The organism is Streptomyces sp. NPDC028298 (assembly GCF_055565895.1).
The window spans coordinates 518,924-537,449 of the sequence record NZ_JBVHTL010000004.1 but is presented as its reverse complement, the minus strand read 5'-3'; the positions used below and the strand labels follow the sequence as shown (position 1 = coordinate 537,449).

Genomic DNA, 18,526 nt, shown 5'->3' with positions numbered 1-18,526 from the left:
AACGCGCCTGCGGAGGATTCCGATCAGGCGCACAAAGTAAATGGGTACCAAAAACGTATCAATGAGACAGTAGCACACCCCGATATCAGAGGGCGAGGCGAGGCGTGTGGGCCGGGACACATCCCGTCGTGTGGGCCGGGACACACCCGGCCCACACGACGGACTCCGCTACGCCAGCGGGCCGGTCACCGGCTCCACCGCGGCCACCACGCCGCCCGCGCGCACGAACGCGTCCGCCGCCGCCAGGTCGGGGGCGAGGAAGCGGTCCGGGCCGGGGCCCTGGACGCCGGCCGCGCGGACCGCGTCGATGACCGCCCGCGAGGCCGGGGCCGGGGTCAGGCCCTCGCGCAGTTCGATGGCGCGGGTGGCGGCGTACAGCTCGATGGCCACGATCCGGGTGAGGTTGTCGACGGAGGTGCGCAGCTTGCGCGCCGCCGACCAGCCCATGGACACGTGGTCCTCCTGCATGGCGGAGGAGGGGATGGAGTCCGCGGACGCCGGGACGGCGAGCCGCTTCATCTCGCTGACCAGGGCGGCCTGCGTGTACTGGGCGATCATCAGGCCCGAGTCGACGCCGGCGTCGTCCGCGAGGAACGGCGGCAGGCCGTGGCTGCGGTTCTTGTCGAGCAGCCGGTCGGTGCGGCGCTCGGCGATCGAGCCGAGGTCGGCGGCGGCGATGGCGAGGAAGTCGAGGACGTAGGCGACGGGGGCGCCGTGGAAGTTGCCGTTCGACTCGACGCGTCCGTCGGGCAGCACGACCGGGTTGTCGACGGCGGCGGCCAGCTCGCGCTCGGCGACCGTGCGGGCGTGAGCGAGGGTGTCACGGCCGGCGCCGGCGACCTGCGGGGCACAGCGCACGGAGTAGGCGTCCTGGACGCGCGGGGCGTCGTCCTGGTGGTGGCCGGTGAGCTCCGAGCCCTTCAGCACGGCCAGCATGTTGGCGGCGCTGGCGCTCTGGCCGGGGTGCGGGCGGATGGCGTGCAGTTCGGGGGCGAGGACCTTGTCCGTGCCGAGGAGCGCTTCGAGGGAGAGCGCGGCGGAGACGTCGGCCGACTTGTAGAGCGTCTCCAGGTCGGCGAGGGCCATGACCAGCATGCCGAGCATGCCGTCGGTGCCGTTGAGGAGGGCGAGGCCCTCCTTCTCGCGCAGCTCGACGGGGGCGATGCCGGCCTCGGCGAGCAGCTCGCCCGCGGGGCGCACGACGCCGTCGGGGCCTTCGGCGTCGCCCTCGCCCATCAGGGTCAGGGCGCAGTGGGACAGCGGCGCGAGGTCGCCGGAGCAGCCGAGCGAGCCGTACTCGTGGACGACCGGGGTGATGCCCGCGTTCAGGATGTCCGCCATGGTCTGCGCGACCTCGGGCCGCACACCGGTGTGTCCCGAGCAGACGGTCTTGAGCCGCAGGAACATCAGCGCGCGGACGACCTCGCGCTCGACGCGCGGGCCCATGCCGGCGGCGTGCGAGCGGACGATGTTGCGCTGCAACTGGGCGCGCAGTTCCGGGCTGATGTGCCGGGTCGCCAGGGCGCCGAAACCGGTGGAGACGCCGTAGACGGGCTCCGGCTTCGCGGCCAGCGCGTCCACGATCTCGCGGGCCGCGGCGAGGGCCGCCACCGCCTCGCCGGAGAGCTCGATCCGGGCGCCTTCGCGCGCCACGGCGAGAACGTCGGACGCGGTCACTCCGGACGTCCCCACCACCACAGTGTGCATATCCATATTCAGGAGCGTACGCAGTGAATTCGATGATGTCACTAGTGGGCGGCGGGTTGACCCCTTACTCCGGCGTACGTCACAACGCCGGGGGCCTGGCGCGCCGGTGCGCGTCATGTGCGGGGCTTGTCGTGCCGTCCGCGGAACCTGCGGCGTTCGCCCGCCGTGGGCGGGGGCGTGTCCGCGAGGCGTACGACGGGATCGTCCGGGCCCTCGCGCCCGGCGACCACCGGCTTCGCGGCCCGGACGGCCTTCGCCCGGTACTGGGCCGCGTCCGCCAGCCGGAACAACCGCCGCGCCGACCGTACGGGCCCGATCGCGTCCCCGGTCGAGGCGACCCCGCACGCCACCCCCTCGCCGAGCTCCAACTCCGACGCCCGGCAGCACAGTTCACCGGCGATCCGCACCACCTCGTCCGCCGTCGGGCCCACCGCGAGCAGACAGAACTCGTCGCCGCCCAGCCGTGCGGCGAGGGTGCCCGGGAGCATGGCCCCGCACAGCGAGAGCACCGATCCGAACCGTTCGAGGAGCCGGTCGCCGACGGCGTGCCCGCGGGTGTCGTTGACGCGCTTGAGTCCGTTGAGGTCGCAGACGACCAGGCTGACCACGGAACCGTCCTCCCGGTGCCGTTCCACGGCCTCCTCCAGCCGTACGTCCACCGCGCGGCGGTTGGCCAGCCCGGTCAGGGAGTCGGTGTAGGCGAGGCGCCGGGCCTCCTCCAGCCGCTCGGTCTGCGCTATCCCGGCCGCGACGACGGAGGCGAGGACGGTCGCGAAGTCGGCGTCCTCGGGACCGAAGACCGGCGCACCCGCCGAACGGGCGACGTAGAGCTCGCCCCAGGCCCGCCCGTGCAGCACGATCGGCGCGACGACGCAGCAGCCGCGGCCACGCCTGCGCAGTGCCGCCACGCGCTGGTGGCAGTACCCGAAGGCGCCGACCGCGGGGCCGTCGGCGGTCTCGACCCAGGCGTTCGGCTCGCCGCCGCCCGCCCAGCGCTCGTGCAGGAACTCGGTGATCTCCGGGAACTGGTGCACCGGGTAGGCCTCCCCGTCGGGGAACTCGTCCTCGCCCGGGGCGCGCTCGCCCACGTTGGCCAGCACGCGCAGCCGGCCGAGTTCGCGCTCCCACACAGAGAGCGCGGCGAAGCTCCCGGCCAGCGCGTGGCACGCGCCGAGCGCCGCGGCCCGCCACGACTCCCGCGGGGTGTGCGCCGCCGCCATCCCCTGCGCCAGCGTCACCACGGCCCTCAGCCGACTGTCCTCACCACCCATCACCCCAGGCTAGGTATATTTGCCCATAATTGGGACATCAGCGGGGCGAACAGGGGTACGGCCACGAGGTCCGGATCCCGGGACTACTCCCCCGGCCACTCCGGCTTGCGCTTCTCGTTGAACGCGGCGACACCCTCCGCACGGTCCCCGGAGAAGGCGACGGACCGCCAGGCCGCGTCCTCGACCTCCAGACCGGCGCGCAGATCGAGTCCCTGGCCGAGGCGCAGGGCCCGCTTGGCGGCGCGCAGCCCGACCGGCGAGTTCGCGGCGATCCGGGCGGCCAGGGCCAGCGCCTCCTCCGTGTCCCGCCCCGCCTCCACCAGCTCGTCCACCAGCCCCAACTCCCGCGCCTCGGCGGCCTCCAGACGCCGCGCCGAGAAGATGAGCTCGGCGGCGCGCGCGGCTCCGACCCGGCGCGGCAGAAGCTGCGTGCCGCCGCCCCCGGGAATCACGCCGACGGACACCTCGGGCAGTCCGACGACCGCCGTACGGTCGGCCACGATCACGTCGCAGGACAGCGCCAGCTCGAACCCGCCGCCCAGCGCGAAGCCGTGCACGGCGGCGACGGTCGGCATCGGCAGCTCCAGGACCCCGGTGTACGCGGATCGCGCGAGGGGCCGCTGCCGCACCAGCTCGGCGTCCGTGAAGGAGTTGCGCTCCTTCAGGTCGGCGCCGACGCAGAAGGCGCGCTCGTGCGTGGAGGTCAGGACCACCACGCGGACGTCCCGGTCGGCGGCGAGGGCGTCACAGGCGCCGGCGATCGACCGCGCCATGTCCGTGGACACGGCGTTCATGGCCTTGGGCCGGTCGAGGACGAGCTCGGCGACGTGACCGTGCCGCCGCACGGCCACGAACTCGCCGAACCTCCGCTCGCCCGGCTCCGTCACCTGGTCCGCCTCTTGCTGCGCCATGACACCCTCCCGGTTAACGCGGGTTAACAATCGATGCCCCGATCATCGCAGCAGGTGCCGTCCGGCGAAACCCGCCCCCTCGGCCCGTACCTCCTCGTTCGAGTGACATGTCGTCGAACTTCGTTTCGCCGCCCTCAGCGGGTGCATAACCTGCGCACCGCCGCAGCGCATCAGGGACACCGGCTCACCGGGGAGGGACGACCATGACGAACCGCGAGACACCGCAGGCCGCCGGCACCCGGCCGGGCCCACGACCGACACTCACGCGACCGCCCGCCCAGCGGGGGGCCTCCGAGGCCGCCGGAGCGGACACGGCGCCCGACCGTCGCCCCTCCGCCGCGGCGGAGGGGCCCTCGGCGGCGGACGACCGGTGGATCCGGGTCACGCCGCTCAACAGGGCGATGCCGGCCCCCACCGCGTCGGGTGCCGCCGCGCCGGACGCGCCCACCGTGAAGACGCCCACCGCCCGCATGGGCGCCATCCTGGCGGCCGCCAGGAAGCGGGCCGACGTCGACACGGCGGTGACCCGGAGGACGGGCGGCACCGGGGCTCGTACCCCGTCCCCGCAGGCCGCCGCACCCGCCCCCGCCACCTCGAAGACCGGAACCGCACCGGACAGGGCCGCGAAGGTCTGGGCCCCCGGCGCTCCGGGCACGCCCACGCGTGGGACCGGGGCCGCGACGGCCGGCCAGGGACCGGAGACGGGGGCCAAGGCCCCCGCCGCCGCAGCCGGGACGAGCGCCCGCGAAGCCGAGACCCGAGTGTCCACCGCCGCGGCCGGCACCCAGGCGCCGGAAGCAGGAGACACGACGGGCGCGGACCGCGTCGACGGGCCGGAAGCCGGAAGCGCCGCGGGCGAGGACGCGACGGGCGGGCACGGCGCCGAGACGCGGGCCGAGGCACCGACGACCACCCGTACCCCGGACGCCCGGCCGACGGAGACCGGAGACACGACGCGCGCCGCCGGAGACGCCTCGAACGCCGAGCGGACAGAAGCCGGACCCACGGTGCGCGCGGCCACGATCACCACGGACGCCCGACGGACAGAAGCCGGAACCACGGTGCGCGCGGCCGCGATCACGACCGACACCCGACGGACGGAGCCCGGAGGCACGGTGCGCGCGGTCGCGATCACCGCCGACGCCGGGCGGACGGAAGCCGGAACCACGGCTCGCGTGGCGGAGGCCGGGGGTGCTGGGCGCGCGGGGGTGCGGGTCTCGCCGGAGACCGAGGTCGGAGGGCGAGGGATCGTTCCGGCGCCGCGGTCGGGCGGCGCGAGCGGGGCCGCGTACACCCCCGGAGGCGACGAGCCCGCGCCCGTCCGGCTGCGGGTCGTCCGGGGCCGGCACCGCAAGCCCCGTCGCCGCCGCGTGCTCTTCGCCGCGGGAGGGCTCGCGCTCGCCGCCGGGGTGCTGAGCCTCACCCGGATGACGCCGGACGCGGTGACCGGGAGCGCGGACGGGGGGCACGCGGAGGCCGAACCGGTCGCGACCGCCACGGACAACGACACGGCGGGCGACGACGCCGTCCCCACCGTCGCGGCGATGCCCTCACCCACGCAGGCCGGAGCCGCGCCGGCGAGCCCCGCGATGGGCGGGACGAGCCCGGCGCCCACCTCGGACACGAGCGGGATCCCGGCCTCGGTGCGCACACCGGCCGGCACGGTCCCGGCCGCTCACGGCGCGGCCCCCGCGGCCACGCCGGGGACCGGGGGCAGCACGGGCATCCCCACGGCCCCCGCGACGACCCCGCCGGCCGCGCGGCCGACCCCGCCGGCCACCGCGCCCGCCGAGCCACCGCGGCACACCCCGTCCCCGAGCCCGAGCGCCACGGCGCCGTCCCACCAGCAGCCGGGCGTGTGCGTACCGATCGTGGGGATCTGCGTGAACGGCCTGCTGTCGTCCGGCCAGGACGCACAGTGAGCGGGAGAGGCCGAGCCGTGGCCCCAAGAGGCCGAACGGTGAACCGAAAGAGGTCGAGCAGTGCCCCGTAGAGGCCGAGCGGTGACCCGTAGAGGCCGGACGGCGGCCTGAAGGTGCTACGCGTCCTCGGACCGGCGGGCCAGCAGCCACGGCTCGATGACACCGAGCCCTCGCACGGGCCGCTGCCACATCGGCTGGAGCGCGAAGCGGTACGAGGGGGGCTCCTCGCCCTCCTTCTCCGCGGCGGCCGCGGCCTCGGCGGCCTCCGCCTCGGAGGCCGGCGCGTCACCGGTGCGGGTCAGCTCCTCGGCGAAGGCGCCGTCGACGAGCACGGCGTCGCGCGGCGCTATCGACGTCAGCCGGCTCGCCAGGTTCACGGTCGTACCGAACACGTCGCCCATCCGGGTGGTGACCGTGCCGAAGGCGATGCCGACGCGCAGCTCCGGCATCGTCTCGTCGTTCGCCATCGTCTCGATGAGCCGCAGCGCGATCTCGGCGGCGACACCGGCGTCGTCCGCGGAGTAGAGCACCTCGTCGCCGAGGGTCTTGATGAGCCGGCCCCCGTGGGCCGCCACCAGGTCCGCCGCAGTCGTCTCGAAGGCCTCGACGAGCTCGCCGAGCTCCTCCTCCTCCATGCGGCGCGTCAGCCGGGTGAAGCCGACGAGGTCGGCGAAGCCGACGGCGAGACGGCGGTCGACCATCTCCTCGTCGTCCGCCGCCTGCACGACCCGGCCGGTGGCCGCAGCGAGCTGGCGGCGCCAGACGTAGACGAGGAACTCCTCCAGCTCGGGCAGGAGCAGCTCGATCAGCGGGTACGTCACCTCGGTGCGGGTCATACCCGGCTCCGGGGGCTCGGTCAGACCCTCCAGGAAGGAATCGATCTGCCATTCGGCCAGACGGGCGGTGGTCTGCCCGGTGGAGCGGGCGACCTGGACGGCCATGGCCTCGCTGAGCAGGCCCGCCTCGACGAGACCGGCGAGGCGGCGCAGGGCGAGCACGTCCGCCTCGGTCAGCGCCTTGGCCTGGCCGATGTCCGCGAAGCCCATCGCCCGCCAGAAGCGGGAGGCCAGCTCCATGGACACGCCCGCGCTGCGGGCGGCCTGGAACGGGGTGTAGCGCCGCTCGGCGCCGAGGATCAGCCCCTCCAGGCGCAGCGCGAGCGGGTCGCCCTCGGAGTCCGGTTCGGCCTGGGGGTCCACCCGGCCGTTCGCCTCGTGCCGCGCGTCGGGCCGGACCTCCGGCCGCGCGCCGCTGTCGCCGGCCGTGCCGTGGTCGTGGTCGTCGCCTCGGGGACGGCTTCCCGCGGGGACGAGCTCCTCGCCGGAGAGGCCGGTTCCCGCGCCCTCGCGGTCGTCCGGGCGGTGGTTCGGGCGGGTGCCGGTCCCGGCGTCGGGACGGGCCTCGTGCCGGGCCTCGCCGGCCGCGGCCGCCCGTGCGGGTGTCGCGTCCGTGACCGGCCCGGCGGTACGGCCGGGCTCGCCGCCGGGGGCGGGGTGGGCACCCGTGCCGGAGCCGGTGTCGTCGACGGTCACTCCTGCTGCCCTTCCGATCTGCCGTGGTCAGGTTCGACCGCGCTCAACTCTACGGCAGGTGTGCGCTGGCTCACTCCCGATGGCGGGAGCGAGGCCCGAGAGCCACCGAAGGTCTGGACCACTCGCCCGTCCCGGGCCGTCACCCGCCCCACCGGCCACACCCTCGCCCCACCCGCCGCACCGCGCCGCCGGGGAGTTCCCGGGCACCGCGCCGCCGGACCTCCCGCCGCCCGGACCACCGACCGCCCGGTCGGCGCGTGGCACGCGTGGGGGATCGGGGCGGCGGGCGTCGGCTCAGACGGGGGCGGGCCGGTCCAGGCGGGGCGTCGGCTCAGCGGGGCGCGGGCTCAGGCGGAGGGCCGGCTCTGCGGGGCGCGCGCCCGGGCGGAGCAGCGGCCCGGGCGGAGCAGCGGCTCAGGCAGAGCAGCGGCTCAGGCAGGGCGTTGGCTCGGCGGGGCGTCGGCTCAGGCGGGGCGCAGGTGCACCACGTCTCCGGCGCCCACCGGCTCCCGCACTCCGTCGGCGGTCGCGATGACGAGCCGGCCGTCCCCGTCCAGGGCCACCGCCTCGCCGACGACCGCCCGGCCGCCGGGCAGTTCGGCCCGCACCGAGCGCCCGAGCGTCGCGCATCCGGCCGCGTACGTCTCCTGGAGGCCGGACGCGACTGGGTCGCCGCCCGCATCCCGCCAGCGCACGTACCACTGCTCCAGGGAGCGGAGCACGGCCCGCAGCACGGTGTCACGGTCCGTGGTCGTCGCGCCCGCCATCACCAGCGATCCGGCGCCGGGCACGGGCAGTTCGTCCGCGCGCAGCGTCACGTTGACGCCGATCCCGACGACGACCGCGTCGCTTCCCGCGCGCTCGGCGAGGATGCCCCCGGCCTTGCGTTCCTCTCCGTCCACGGTGACCAGCAGGTCGTTGGGCCACTTGAGGGCGGTGTCGACGCCCGCGGAGCGCGAGAGGGCCGTGGCGACGGCCACGCCGGTGAGCAGCGGCAGCCAGCCCCAGCGCTCGACGGGGACTCCGGTGGGCTTCAGCACCACGGAGAAGAAGAGGCCGGAGCGGGCCGGCGCGCTCCACCGGCGGTCCAGGCGCCCGCGCCCGGCGTTCTGTTCCTCGGCCACGAGGACGGCGCCCTCGTCGGCGCCCTTCTCGCTCGTGACGACCGCGGCCAGGTCGGTGTTGGTCGACCCGGTCCGTTCCACCACCTCCACGTCGCACCACAGGCCGCCGTCGCGGACCAGTGCCCGGCGCAGGGCGGCCCCGTTCAGCGGCGGACGGTCCAGATCGGACCACCGGTTGTCGTTCGCGTCTGCTGCATCTCGCGGCGTCATGCAACCCAGCCTAGGTGTGGTAAACGCCGCACTGCCGATCGGTAGGCACGCCACTACGCTACGGATGAGTAGCAAGCCCCCCTTCTGAGCACCGCTTCTGAGCACCGCGTTTTCCGAGCAGTCACCCTCACGTCCCCTTAGATCAGGCAGGGAGCCGCAACCCGATGTCCGAGCCGGAAGAGCTGCACCACCCCGACATCCACACCACCGCGGGCAAACTCGCGGATCTGCAGCGCCGCATCCAGGAAGCGACGCACGCCGGCTCGGAGCGCGCCGTCGAAAAGCAGCACGCCAAGGGCAAGCTGACGGCTCGTGAGCGCATCGAACTGCTGATGGACGAGGGTTCCTTCGTCGAGTTCGACGAGTTCGCGCGGCACCGGTCGACGGACTTCGGCCTGGAGAAGAACCGCCCGTACGGCGACGGTGTGGTCACCGGCTACGGCACCGTCGACGGCCGCCCGGTCGCCGTGTTCTCCCAGGACTTCACCGTTTTCGGCGGTGCGCTCGGCGAGGTCTTCGGCCAGAAGATCATGAAGGTGATGGACTTCGCGCTGAAGACCGGCTGCCCGGTCATCGGCATCAACGACTCGGGCGGCGCCCGGATCCAGGAGGGCGTGAGCGCCCTCGGCATGTACGGCGAGATCTTCCGCCGCAACGTGCACGCCTCGGGTGTCGTCCCGCAGATCAGCCTGGTCGTCGGTCCCTGCGCGGGCGGCGCGGTGTACTCCCCCGCCATCACCGACTTCACGGTGATGGTCGATCAGACCTCGCACATGTTCATCACGGGTCCCGACGTCATCAAGACGGTGACGGGCGAGGACGTCGGCTTCGAGGAGCTGGGCGGCGCCCGTACGCACAACGCCGTGTCGGGTGTGGCCCATCACATGGCGGGCGACGAGAAGGACGCGATCGAGTACGTCAAGCAGTTGCTGTCGTACCTGCCGTCCAACAACCTCAGCGAGCCCCCGGTGTTCCCGGAGGAGGCGGACCTCGCCCTCACCGACGAGGACCGTGAGCTGGACACGATCGTGCCGGACAGCGCGAACCAGCCGTACGACATGCACGCGGTGATCGAACACGTCCTGGACGACGCCGAGTTCTTCGAGACGCAGCCGCTGTTCGCGCCGAACATCCTCACCGGCTTCGGCCGGGTCGAGGGCCACCCGGTCGGCATCGTGGCCAACCAGCCGATGCAGTTCGCCGGTTGTCTGGACATCGACGCGAGCGAGAAGGCCGCGCGGTTCGTGCGGACGTGCGACGCGTTCAACGTGCCCGTCCTGACCTTCGTGGACGTGCCCGGCTTCCTGCCGGGTGTCGACCAGGAGCACACGGGCATCATCCGCCGCGGCGCCAAGCTGATCTACGCGTACGCCGAGGCGACCGTCCCGCTGATCACGATCATCACCCGCAAGGCCTTCGGCGGCGCGTACGACGTCATGGGCTCCAAGCACCTGGGCGCCGACCTCAACCTGGCCTGGCCCACCTCCCAGATCGCGGTCATGGGCGCGCAGGGCGCGGTCAACATCCTGCACCGCCGCACCATCGCGGCCGCCGAGGACCAGGACGCCACCCGGGCCCGGCTCATCCAGGAGTACGAGGACACGCTGCTGAACCCGTACACGGCGGCCGAGCGCGGTTACATCGACGCGGTGATCATGCCGTCGCAGACCCGCTCCCACGTCGTGCGCGGCCTGCGTCAGCTCCGTACGAAGAGGGCGTCCCTGCCTCCGAAGAAGCACGGCAACATCCCGCTCTAGACCCCGCCGACCAGGACCCTGGGAGCAGACATGACGATCAAGGTCGTACGGGGCAATCCGACCCCTGAGGAGCTGGCCGCCGCACTGGCGGTGGTCCGCGCACGCGCCGCGGCGGTGGCGTCCGCCCCGTCCGGCGCGTCCGGGCCGCGTGACTCCTGGTCCGACCCCGCCCGCATCGCCGCGCACCGGCTCCCCCGGCCGGGCCCGACGTCGTGGGGCCGCAGCTACTGGCCGGGCTAGGACACGCCCCGGGGCCCGGCCCCACAGGCACGCGCCACGCCTCGATCCCCCCGCGGACCCGTCCCGGGGGGATCTCGGTTTCACAGGACGTCCGCAAGTTGAGTACGCGTACTCAGGCGTCGGGCCGCCCCCTCGCCGCACGATCGGGAGCATGCTGTGGTCCGACCCCGAGAACGAACCCCCCGAGGATCTCCGCGACATGCAGGACATGTTGCGACGCCTGGGCGTTCTCCTGGCGCTGGCCATGGTGATCGGGATGATCCTGGTGGGCCTCGGCTGAACCCGCCCGGCAGCCGAGGCAGGGGCGGATCGGCGCCGATACCCTGATCGCATGACCGATCAGCCGCGCCGCCGTCTCGTCCTCGCCTCCCAGTCTCCCGCCCGGCTCAATCTGCTGCGGCAGGCCGGTCTCGCCCCCGAGGTGATCGTGAGCGGGTTCGACGAGGACGCCGTCACCGCACCCACTCCCGCCGAACTGGCCCTCGCGCTGGCCGAGGCGAAGGCCTCCGTCGTGGCGGCCCGTCCCGAGGTCCAGGGCGCGCTGGTGATCGGCTGCGACTCGGTGCTCGACCTCGACGGCCAGGCGCTCGGCAAGCCCGCCGACGCCGAGGAGGCCACCGCGCGCTGGAAGGCGATGCGCGGCCGGGCGGGCACGCTCCAGACGGGGCACTGCATCTGGGACACCGCGCAGAAGCGGTGGGAGTCCGCGGTCGCCTCGACCGTGGTCCGCTTCGGCGAACCGACCGACGAGGAGATCGCCGCGTACGTCGCCTCGGGCGAACCCCTGCACGTGGCGGGCGCGTTCACCCTGGACGGCCGCTCGGCGCCCTTCATCGAGGGCATCGACGGCGACCACGGCAACGTCATCGGCATCTCGCTGCCGCTCGTCCGCAGGCTGCTCGGCGAACTCGGCGTGGGCATCACGGAGTTGTGGACGCCCCGGGAGGCGTGAGGACCACCGGCCCGGGCATCGGACCGAGCCGCCCCGCCGCCCGTCCGCCTCGGGAACGCCCTTCCGCCACGGGAACGCCCGTACGGATCAGGGCGGTCGGCGTGCCGGGGTCGGGGCGGACGGGGTCCGGACACGCGCACACGTGAGCGCCCGGACGCCGGTGAGCCGGCCCCCGGGCCACGCGGACTCGTGGGCGTGCCCGAGGACGGCCGGTAGCCGCCCGAGGACGGCCTGAGAGCCCGGGCCATGCCCCGGAGCCACCCGGCGCCGTCACGGGGCCCCGTGGCCTAGTGAGCCGCCCCCGCGACCGCGGGCTCCTCCTCCGCGACCCTCGGGTCGTCCGCTTCCCTCGCCTCGGCACCCGTCACGTCGCCGGTCGCCGCCTCGGCGCCCTTCGGCTCGGAGCCCTTCCCGAGGTCGACGGTCCCCGCGGGGACGCCCTCACCCGAGCCGGCGCCGTCCGCGTTCGCGTCGGGTCCGGTGCTCCCCGTGTCGGCCGCGTCGCCCTCGCCGTCACCCGTCCCGCCGGTCTCCGGCGCGGCGTCGACGGGGCCGGTCTCGCGGCCGTCGTACGCCAGGAGGGTGAACACGATCAACGCGAGCACCACCATCATGAAGGTGAATGCTCCCCAGCCCACCAGGCCCACCGTGAAGGCGCCGAGCAGGGCGTGCACCACGGCGGCGCTGATCAGCAGGACACGCCCGAACACGCCCGGGGGGCGCTGCCGCAGCGCGACCAGCAGGGCCGACACGGCACAGGCCAGGAAGTAGAGGCCGAAGACAAGACCGCCGATCTTCGACGACCGCGCCATCATGTCGGAGTCGAGCCCGGCCATGGACATGTCCTGGCGGTCGACGACCACCCCGAGGAACCAGTTGAGGAGTGCGATACCTATCGCCTCCACGAAAAGCACGATCGCCGCCACCCACACCAGCGGTCTCCGTACCACCGGCCCCACCCACTTCCGCGTGCTGTTACCCCAAGTACGTCTCAGACATCCCGAACGCTACTAACGGGTAAACCCAGGGACAAGGGTTCCGTCGAGGGCAAAGAATCGTTGGGCCATTCGTAGGGACTCGACAAAGAATCGTTGTGGGCCGCAGCACGGAGTCACAGAGACCTTGGCCACACCGGAGGGCTAGGGTTCAGGGAAGGATTCCCGCGTGCCTTGGCACGACAAGGGATTTCGCGGGTAGGGCGAGCCTCGTATCACGCTCCGTGTGGGCAAGCTCACCACTGGGGACAGCTCGAAGTGTCGTGTTGGCTGTCCCTAAACTCGGCTTGTTTTCAAGGAGGGAGCCATCGTGCGCAAGGTGCTCATCGCCAACCGTGGCGAAATCGCTGTCCGCGTGGCCCGAGCATGTCGGGATGCCGGGATCGCGAGCGTTGCCGTGTATGCGGAACCGGACCGGGACGCTCTGCATGTCCGTGCGGCGGACGAGGCGTTCGCGCTGGGCGGTGACACTCCGGCCACCAGTTACCTGGACTTCGCCAAGGTGCTGCAGGCCGCCAAGGACTCGGGCGCGGATGCCATCCATCCGGGTTACGGCTTCCTTTCGGAGAACGCGGACTTCGCCCAGGCCGTCCTCGACGCCGGGCTGATCTGGATCGGTCCGCCGCCGCAGGCGATCCGCGACCTGGGTGACAAGGTCGCCGCCCGGCACATCGCGCAGCGCGCCGGCGCGCCGCTGGTGGCGGGCACCCCGGACCCGGTCTCGGGTTCCGACGAGGTCGTCGCGTTCGCCGAGCAGCACGGTCTGCCGATCGCGATCAAGGCCGCCTTCGGTGGCGGCGGACGCGGTCTGAAGGTCGCCCGCACCCTCGAAGAGGTGCCGGAGCTGTACGAGTCGGCGGTGCGCGAGGCGGTCGCGGCCTTCGGGCGCGGCGAGTGCTTCGTGGAGCGCTACCTCGACAAGCCCCGGCACGTGGAGACGCAGTGCCTGGCCGACCAGCACGGCAACGTGGTCGTCGTCTCCACGCGTGACTGCTCGCTCCAGCGCCGCCACCAGAAGCTGGTCGAGGAGGCCCCCGCCCCCTTCCTGTCCGAGGCGCAGGTGGCGGAGCTGTACGCGTCCTCCAAGGCGATCCTCAAGGAGGCCGGCTACGTCGGCGCGGGAACCGTGGAGTTCCTGGTCGGCATGGACGGCACGATCTCCTTCCTGGAGGTCAACACCCGTCTGCAGGTCGAGCACCCGGTCACCGAGGAGGTCGCCGGCATCGACCTGGTCCGCGAGATGTTCCGTATCGCGGACGGCGAGGAGCTCGGCTACGGCGATCCCGAACTGCGCGGCCACTCCATCGAGTTCCGCATCAACGGTGAGGACCCGGGCCGCAACTTCCTGCCGGCCCCCGGTACGGTCACGGCCTTCTCGGCGCCGACCGGCCCCGGTGTCCGCCTGGACGCGGGCGTCGAGTCCGGCAGCGTCATCGGCCCGGCCTGGGACTCCCTGCTCGCCAAGCTGATCGTCACCGGCGCCACCCGCAAGCAGGCGCTCCAGCGGGCCGCCCGCGCCCTGGCCGAGTTCCAGGTCGAGGGCATGGCGACCGCGATCCCCTTCCACCGCGCGGTGGTCGTGGACCCGGCGTTCGCCCCCGAGCTCACCGACTCGGAGGACCCGTTCACGGTCCACACCCGCTGGATCGAGACCGAGTTCGTCAACGAGATCAAGCCGTTCGCCGCCCCGGCCGACGCCGAGACCGACGACGAGCCCGGCCGCGAGACGGTGGTCGTCGAGGTCGGCGGCAAGCGCCTGGAGGTCTCGCTGCCCGTCTCGCTGGGCATGTCGCTGGCCCGCACCGGTCTGGCCGCCGGCGCCAAGCCCAAGCGCCGGGCGGCGAAGAAGTCCGGCCCGGTCGCCTCGGGCGACACCCTCGCCTCCCCGATGCAGGGCACCATCGTCAAGGTGGCCGTCGAGGAGGGCCAGGAGGTCAAGGAGGGCGATCTGATCGTCGTCCTGGAGGCCATGAAGATGGAACAGCCCCTGAACGCGCACCGCTCCGGCACCATCAAGGGCCTGAGCGCGGAGGTCGGTGCCTCGGTGACGTCCGGCGCCCCGATCTGCGAGATCAAGGACTGAAACGCGGACGGGTGACACACCCGTCCCGTGGCGTCAGAAGCGCCCGGCGAACCGCCCTCCGCGGCCCGCCGGGCGCTTCCGCGTACGGAACCGCCGCCAGGGGCTTCCCCGTACGGAACAACCTGGCGGGCGTTTGCGCGTACGAAGTGGGGCTCGGGCCGGGCGGCGCCCGGCGTCCCGGCCGCGCAACCGTCCATGATGCTTCGAGCCGTCCGGCGCGGAGCCCGCGCACGTCCGTCCGGCGGCCGCCGGTGGCATCCTGGAGCGCAGCCGGACGGGTGGGAAGAGGGCAGGTGGAGGCCATGGTGGGCGCGACCGCGAAGGAGTGGGCCGGAACGTCCGGGCCCGCCCAGGACACAGGGGCGCCGCGGGTGATGCGGGCGGACGCCCGGCGCAACCACGGACGGCTGCTCGCGGAGGCGCGCTCCGCGTTCGCCGCGCACGGCACGGACGCGTCCCTGGAGGACGTGGCCCGGCGCGCGGGCGTCGGAATCGGCACGCTGTACCGGCACTTCCCGAACCGGCACGCCCTGATGAGCGCGGTCTTCGAGGACGCGGTGAGCGATCTGCTCGCCCGTTCGCGCGAGTTGCTCGACGCCCCGCAGCCGTGCACCGCGCTGGTGGAGTGGCTGCGCGAGATCATCTCGCACGCGGGCGCGTACCGGGGACTCGCGCGCGCCCTCATGTCGGCCTCGCGGGACGACGGTTCGCACCTGGCCCGGTGCAGTGGCCCGATGCGTGAGGCGGGCGGCGCCCTGCTGCTGCGCGCCCAGGAGTCGGGGGCCGTACGCCCCGACGTCTCGATCGGGGATCTCCTCCAGTTGACCAACGCGATCGCGCTGGCCGCGGAAGAAACCCCGGACGATCCCGCGCTGGCCGACCGGCTGCTGAACCTGACCCTGCGCGGGCTGAAGCCGTGAACCGGCCCGGCCTGCGGGCCTGACCGGTGAGCCACCCGGCCCGCGGCCCGGCGGCATGGACCGCCGTACCCCCGGTGGCCCGGCACCGTGAACCCCCGGCCTGCGGCCCGGGAACGCGGACCGCCCTGCGCCGGTGACCCGGCGCCCTGAGCCGTGAACCGTGAACCGATCTGATGCACGGCCTGGGACCGGTGAGCCGGTCCGGTCGGTCGGCCGAGGGGCTCGGCCGTCCGCTTCACCGTCCCGGGGACACCGCTCAGCGGCGTCGCAGATCGGCCACTCGTGCCCGTTCGGCCGGGGGCTGGTCCCCCATCACCGTCGCGCTCCGTAGTTGCGGTCCCGAGCCCGGGACCACCTGGCCGCGGCGCGGACCCGGGAGCGGTACGTCCCGACGTGGCTGACGCCCCGCCGGAAGCGGATCACCTCCCGCACCGCCCGACGCCGATGACCCCGCCACCGCGATCTGCACGCCCTGATCGGCCAGGGCCTGCAGTTCCGTGGCCGCCCGGTCGTCATGGGCGGGTGGCTCGTCCGTGACCAGCCGGGTGATGAGGTCGGTCGGCACGGTCTGGAACATGGTGTCCGTCCCGAGCTTGGTGTGGTCGGCGAGGACCACGACCTCCGCGGCGGCCTGGACGAGGGCACGGTCCACGGACGCCGAGAGCATGTTGGACGTGGAGAGTCCGCGCTCGGCGGTCAGACCGCTCCCGGAGAGGAACGCCCGGGACACGCGCAGTCCTTGCAGGGACTGCTCCGCACCCGAGCCGACCAGGGCATAGTTGGAACCGCGCAGGGTGCCGCCGGTCATCACGACCTCGACGCGGTTGGCGTGGGCCAATGCCTGGGCCACCAGCAGGGAGTTGGTGACGACGGTCAGGCCGGGCACCCGCGCGAGCCGGCGGGCCAGCTCCTGCGTGGTGGTCCCCGCCCCCACCACGATGGCCTCGCCCTCTTCGACGAGACCCGCGGCGAGATCGGCGATGGCCGTCTTCTCGGCGGTCGCGAGATGCGATTTCTGCGGAAAGCCGGACTCCCGCGTGAACCCGCCCGGCAATACCGCACCGCCGTGCCGGCGGTCGAGGAGTCCTTCTGCCTCCAGCGCGCGCACGTCCCGCCGTACGGTCACTTCGGAGGTCTGGACGACGCGGGCGAGCTCACGGAGCGACACGGCCCCGTTCGCTCGCACCATTTCGAGGATCAATTGGCGACGTTCTGCAGCGAACACGAAACTGACAGTAACCCCAACGACCGTCTGCTTTCAGCAGTTTGCGCCGAATAACAGAAGTTGTTCGCATGGCGGGGTGCTCAGTGGTATACGTGCCCACTCTCGCCGGCCTCGCGCTGCGGAGCGTGACCAACTCCCCGTGACCAGCGGGGAGTCGGCAGGAGGCCTCAGCCCTCGCCCGTGGTCTTCCGGGTGTGGAGCTGCCGCGCCACCTCGGCGATCGAGCCGGACAGCGACGGGTACACGGTGAACGCGTTCGCGATCTGTTCGACCGTCAGATTGTTGTCGACCGCGATCGAGATCGGGTGGATGAGCTCCGAGGCACGCGGGGAGACGACCACACCGCCGACCACGATGCCGGTGCCGGGGCGGCAGAAGATCTTGACGAAGCCGTCACGGATGCCCTGCATCTTGGCGCGCGGGTTGCGCAGCAGCGGCAGCTTCACGACCCGGGCGTCGATCTTGCCCGCGTCGACGTCCGCCTGGGTGTAGCCGACGGTGGCGATCTCCGGGTCGGTGAAGACGTTCGAGGAGACCGTCTTCAGGTTCAGCGGGGCCACCGCGTCGCCGAGGAAGTGGTACATGGCGATCCGGCCCTGCATGGCGGCGACGGACGCGAGGGCGAAGACGCCGGTCACGTCACCGGCCGCGTACACGCCCGGGGCGGTGGTGCGCGAGACCTTGTCGGTCCAGATGTGCCCGGAGTCGCGGACCTTGACGCCGGCCTCCTCCAGGCCCATCCCGCTGCTGTTCGGGATGGCACCCACGGCCATCAGGCAGTGCGTGCCGCTGATGACCCGGCCGTCGGCGAGCGTGACCTCGACCCGGTCGCCGACGCGCTTGGCGGACTCGGCGCGGGAACGGGCCATGACGTTCATGCCGCGGCGGCGGAAGACGTCCTCGAGGACTGCGGCGGCGTCCGGGTCCTCGCCCGGCAGCACGCGGTCGCGGCTGGAGACGAGGGTGACGCGGGAGCCGAGCGCCTGGTAGGCACCGGCGAACTCGGCACCGGTGACACCGGAGCCGACCACGATGAGCTCCTCGGGCAGCTCGTCGAGGTCGTAGACCTGGGTCCAGTTCAGGATGCGCTCGCCGTCGGGCTGCGCGTCGGGCAGCTCGCGCGGGTGTCCGCCGGTGGCGATGAGCACGGCGTCGGCGGTGAGGGTCTCCTCGGTGCCGTCCGCGGCGCTCACGACGACCTTGCGGGAGCCGTCCAGGGCCTGCATGCCCTCCAGCCGTCCGCGGCCGCGCAGGACACGGGCGCCGGCCCGGGTCACCGAGGCGGTGATGTCGTGGGACTGGGCGAGCGCCAGCCGCTTCACACGGCGGTTGACCTTGCCGAGGTCGACGCCGACCACCTTGGCCGCCTGCTCCATGGGTGGGGTGTCGTCCGCGACGATGATCCCCAGCTCCTCGTAGGAGGAGTCGAAGGTCGTCATCACCTCGGCCGTGGCGATCAGAGTCTTCGACGGCACGCAGTCGGTGAGCACCGACGCCCCGCCCAGACCGTCGCAGTCGACGACGGTCACCTCCGCGCCGAGCTGCGCGGCGACCAGCGCCGCTTCATATCCGCCGGGTCCGCCACCGATGATCACGATCCGAGTCACGTACTCCATTGTCCCGCACGCTTCAAGGTGCTTCCGCCCAGGGGCCCCGAGTCCGGCGCATCCGAGCCAC

The 18,526-nt window shown here is 73.2% G+C and carries 14 protein-coding genes and 1 pseudogene; 7 read left to right on the top strand and 8 right to left on the bottom strand.

Annotated features, from left to right (window positions below):
- Positions 1–168: 168 nt before the first annotated feature.
- The 3 genes from hutH to ACZ4TO_RS21360 form a co-directional block, all read right to left on the bottom strand.
- Positions 169–1,707 (bottom strand): histidine ammonia-lyase, encoded by a 1,539-nt coding sequence (gene hutH / locus ACZ4TO_RS21370; RefSeq protein ID WP_468025060.1) that lies wholly within the window; start codon positions 1,705–1,707, stop codon positions 169–171.
- A 113-nt stretch (positions 1,708–1,820) separates the two neighbouring features.
- On the bottom strand, positions 1,821–2,978 hold the full coding sequence (locus tag ACZ4TO_RS21365; RefSeq protein WP_382793476.1) for a GGDEF domain-containing protein: 1,158 nt from the start codon (positions 2,976–2,978) through the stop codon (positions 1,821–1,823).
- An 83-nt stretch (positions 2,979–3,061) separates the two neighbouring features.
- On the bottom strand, positions 3,062–3,889 hold the full coding sequence (locus tag ACZ4TO_RS21360) for an enoyl-CoA hydratase/isomerase family protein (protein WP_382793473.1): 828 nt from the start codon (positions 3,887–3,889) through the stop codon (positions 3,062–3,064).
- A gap of 203 nt (positions 3,890–4,092) precedes the next feature.
- On the opposite strand from ACZ4TO_RS21360, the gene ACZ4TO_RS21355 reads away from it, so the two are divergent.
- Positions 4,093–5,811, top strand: a complete 1,719-nt coding sequence (locus ACZ4TO_RS21355) for a DNA polymerase III subunit gamma/tau domain-containing protein (RefSeq protein ID WP_468024973.1) — start codon at positions 4,093–4,095, stop codon at positions 5,809–5,811.
- A gap of 116 nt (positions 5,812–5,927) precedes the next feature.
- Here the strand turns inward: ACZ4TO_RS21355 and ACZ4TO_RS21350 are convergent, their stop codons facing one another.
- Positions 5,928–7,010, bottom strand: a complete 1,083-nt coding sequence (locus ACZ4TO_RS21350; protein ID WP_382793538.1) for an adenylate/guanylate cyclase domain-containing protein — start codon at positions 7,008–7,010, stop codon at positions 5,928–5,930.
- A gap of 797 nt (positions 7,011–7,807) precedes the next feature.
- Positions 7,808–8,677: a biotin--[acetyl-CoA-carboxylase] ligase gene (locus ACZ4TO_RS21345; RefSeq protein ID WP_385045606.1), complete on the bottom strand. Its 870-nt coding sequence runs from the start codon at positions 8,675–8,677 to the stop codon at positions 7,808–7,810.
- A 164-nt stretch (positions 8,678–8,841) separates the two neighbouring features.
- Here ACZ4TO_RS21345 and ACZ4TO_RS21340 point away from each other — a divergent pair, with 164 nt between their 5' ends.
- The 4 genes from ACZ4TO_RS21340 (at position 8,842) to ACZ4TO_RS21325 (ending at position 11,626) form a co-directional block, all read left to right on the top strand.
- The gene (locus tag ACZ4TO_RS21340; protein ID WP_382793464.1) at positions 8,842–10,434 is read left to right on the top strand and encodes an acyl-CoA carboxylase subunit beta; all 1,593 of its coding nucleotides are present in this window, start codon (positions 8,842–8,844) and stop codon (positions 10,432–10,434) included.
- 30 nt (positions 10,435–10,464) lie between these two features.
- Positions 10,465–10,674, top strand: a complete 210-nt coding sequence (locus ACZ4TO_RS21335) for an acyl-CoA carboxylase epsilon subunit (RefSeq protein WP_382793461.1) — start codon at positions 10,465–10,467, stop codon at positions 10,672–10,674.
- Between the two features lie 151 nt (positions 10,675–10,825).
- A complete protein-coding gene (gene mmpB / locus ACZ4TO_RS21330) occupies positions 10,826–10,954 on the top strand; it encodes a morphogenic membrane protein MmpB (protein WP_382793459.1) in 129 nt (42 codons plus the stop codon).
- 51 nt (positions 10,955–11,005) lie between these two features.
- Positions 11,006–11,626, top strand: coding sequence for a Maf family protein (locus tag ACZ4TO_RS21325; protein ID WP_382793456.1), 621 nt, complete (start codon positions 11,006–11,008; stop codon positions 11,624–11,626).
- A gap of 473 nt (positions 11,627–12,099) precedes the next feature.
- Here the strand turns inward: ACZ4TO_RS21325 and ACZ4TO_RS21320 are convergent.
- Positions 12,100–12,576: pseudogene (locus ACZ4TO_RS21320) on the bottom strand (hypothetical protein); the annotation flags it as partial.
- A gap of 355 nt (positions 12,577–12,931) precedes the next feature.
- On the opposite strand from ACZ4TO_RS21320, the gene ACZ4TO_RS21315 reads away from it, so the two are divergent.
- Together ACZ4TO_RS21315 and ACZ4TO_RS21310 are read left to right on the top strand one after the other, a co-directional pair.
- On the top strand, positions 12,932–14,704 hold the full coding sequence (locus ACZ4TO_RS21315; RefSeq protein WP_468024972.1) for an acetyl/propionyl/methylcrotonyl-CoA carboxylase subunit alpha: 1,773 nt from the start codon (positions 12,932–12,934) through the stop codon (positions 14,702–14,704).
- A 374-nt stretch (positions 14,705–15,078) separates the two neighbouring features.
- The gene (locus ACZ4TO_RS21310; RefSeq protein ID WP_468025059.1) at positions 15,079–15,624 is read left to right on the top strand and encodes a TetR/AcrR family transcriptional regulator; all 546 of its coding nucleotides are present in this window, start codon (positions 15,079–15,081) and stop codon (positions 15,622–15,624) included.
- A 256-nt stretch (positions 15,625–15,880) separates the two neighbouring features.
- Here ACZ4TO_RS21310 and ACZ4TO_RS21305 read toward each other — a convergent pair whose 3' ends face one another.
- Both ACZ4TO_RS21305 and ACZ4TO_RS21300 read right to left on the bottom strand, forming a co-directional pair.
- Positions 15,881–16,813 carry a DeoR/GlpR family DNA-binding transcription regulator gene (locus tag ACZ4TO_RS21305; protein ID WP_451074883.1) on the bottom strand — a complete coding sequence of 311 codons (933 nt, stop codon included), beginning with the start codon at positions 16,811–16,813 and terminating at the stop codon, positions 15,881–15,883.
- Between the two features lie 203 nt (positions 16,814–17,016).
- Positions 17,017–18,465 carry an NAD(P)H-quinone dehydrogenase gene (locus ACZ4TO_RS21300; RefSeq protein WP_382793443.1) on the bottom strand — a complete coding sequence of 483 codons (1,449 nt, stop codon included), beginning with the start codon at positions 18,463–18,465 and terminating at the stop codon, positions 17,017–17,019.
- Positions 18,466–18,526: the final 61 nt, after the last annotated feature.

What these genes read in the sequence shown, in the direction of transcription:
- hutH (WP_468025060.1), bottom strand. Translation starts at nt 1,707, where the DNA reads ATGCACACTGTGGTGGTGGGGACGTCCGGAGTGACCGCGTCCGACGTT.
- ACZ4TO_RS21365 (WP_382793476.1), bottom strand. Translation starts at nt 2,978, where the DNA reads ATGGGTGGTGAGGACAGTCGGCTGAGGGCCGTGGTGACGCTGGCGCAG.
- ACZ4TO_RS21360 (WP_382793473.1), bottom strand. Translation starts at nt 3,889, where the DNA reads ATGGCGCAGCAAGAGGCGGACCAGGTGACGGAGCCGGGCGAGCGGAGG.
- ACZ4TO_RS21355 (WP_468024973.1), top strand. Translation starts at nt 4,093, where the DNA reads ATGACGAACCGCGAGACACCGCAGGCCGCCGGCACCCGGCCGGGCCCA.
- ACZ4TO_RS21345 (WP_385045606.1), bottom strand. Translation starts at nt 8,677, where the DNA reads ATGACGCCGCGAGATGCAGCAGACGCGAACGACAACCGGTGGTCCGAT.
- ACZ4TO_RS21340 (WP_382793464.1), top strand. Translation starts at nt 8,842, where the DNA reads ATGTCCGAGCCGGAAGAGCTGCACCACCCCGACATCCACACCACCGCG.
- ACZ4TO_RS21335 (WP_382793461.1), top strand. Translation starts at nt 10,465, where the DNA reads ATGACGATCAAGGTCGTACGGGGCAATCCGACCCCTGAGGAGCTGGCC.
- mmpB (WP_382793459.1), top strand. Translation starts at nt 10,826, where the DNA reads ATGCTGTGGTCCGACCCCGAGAACGAACCCCCCGAGGATCTCCGCGAC.
- ACZ4TO_RS21325 (WP_382793456.1), top strand. Translation starts at nt 11,006, where the DNA reads ATGACCGATCAGCCGCGCCGCCGTCTCGTCCTCGCCTCCCAGTCTCCC.
- ACZ4TO_RS21310 (WP_468025059.1), top strand. Translation starts at nt 15,079, where the DNA reads ATGCGGGCGGACGCCCGGCGCAACCACGGACGGCTGCTCGCGGAGGCG.
- ACZ4TO_RS21305 (WP_451074883.1), bottom strand. Translation starts at nt 16,813, where the DNA reads ATGGTGCGAGCGAACGGGGCCGTGTCGCTCCGTGAGCTCGCCCGCGTC.
- ACZ4TO_RS21300 (WP_382793443.1), bottom strand. Translation starts at nt 18,465, where the DNA reads ATGGAGTACGTGACTCGGATCGTGATCATCGGTGGCGGACCCGGCGGA.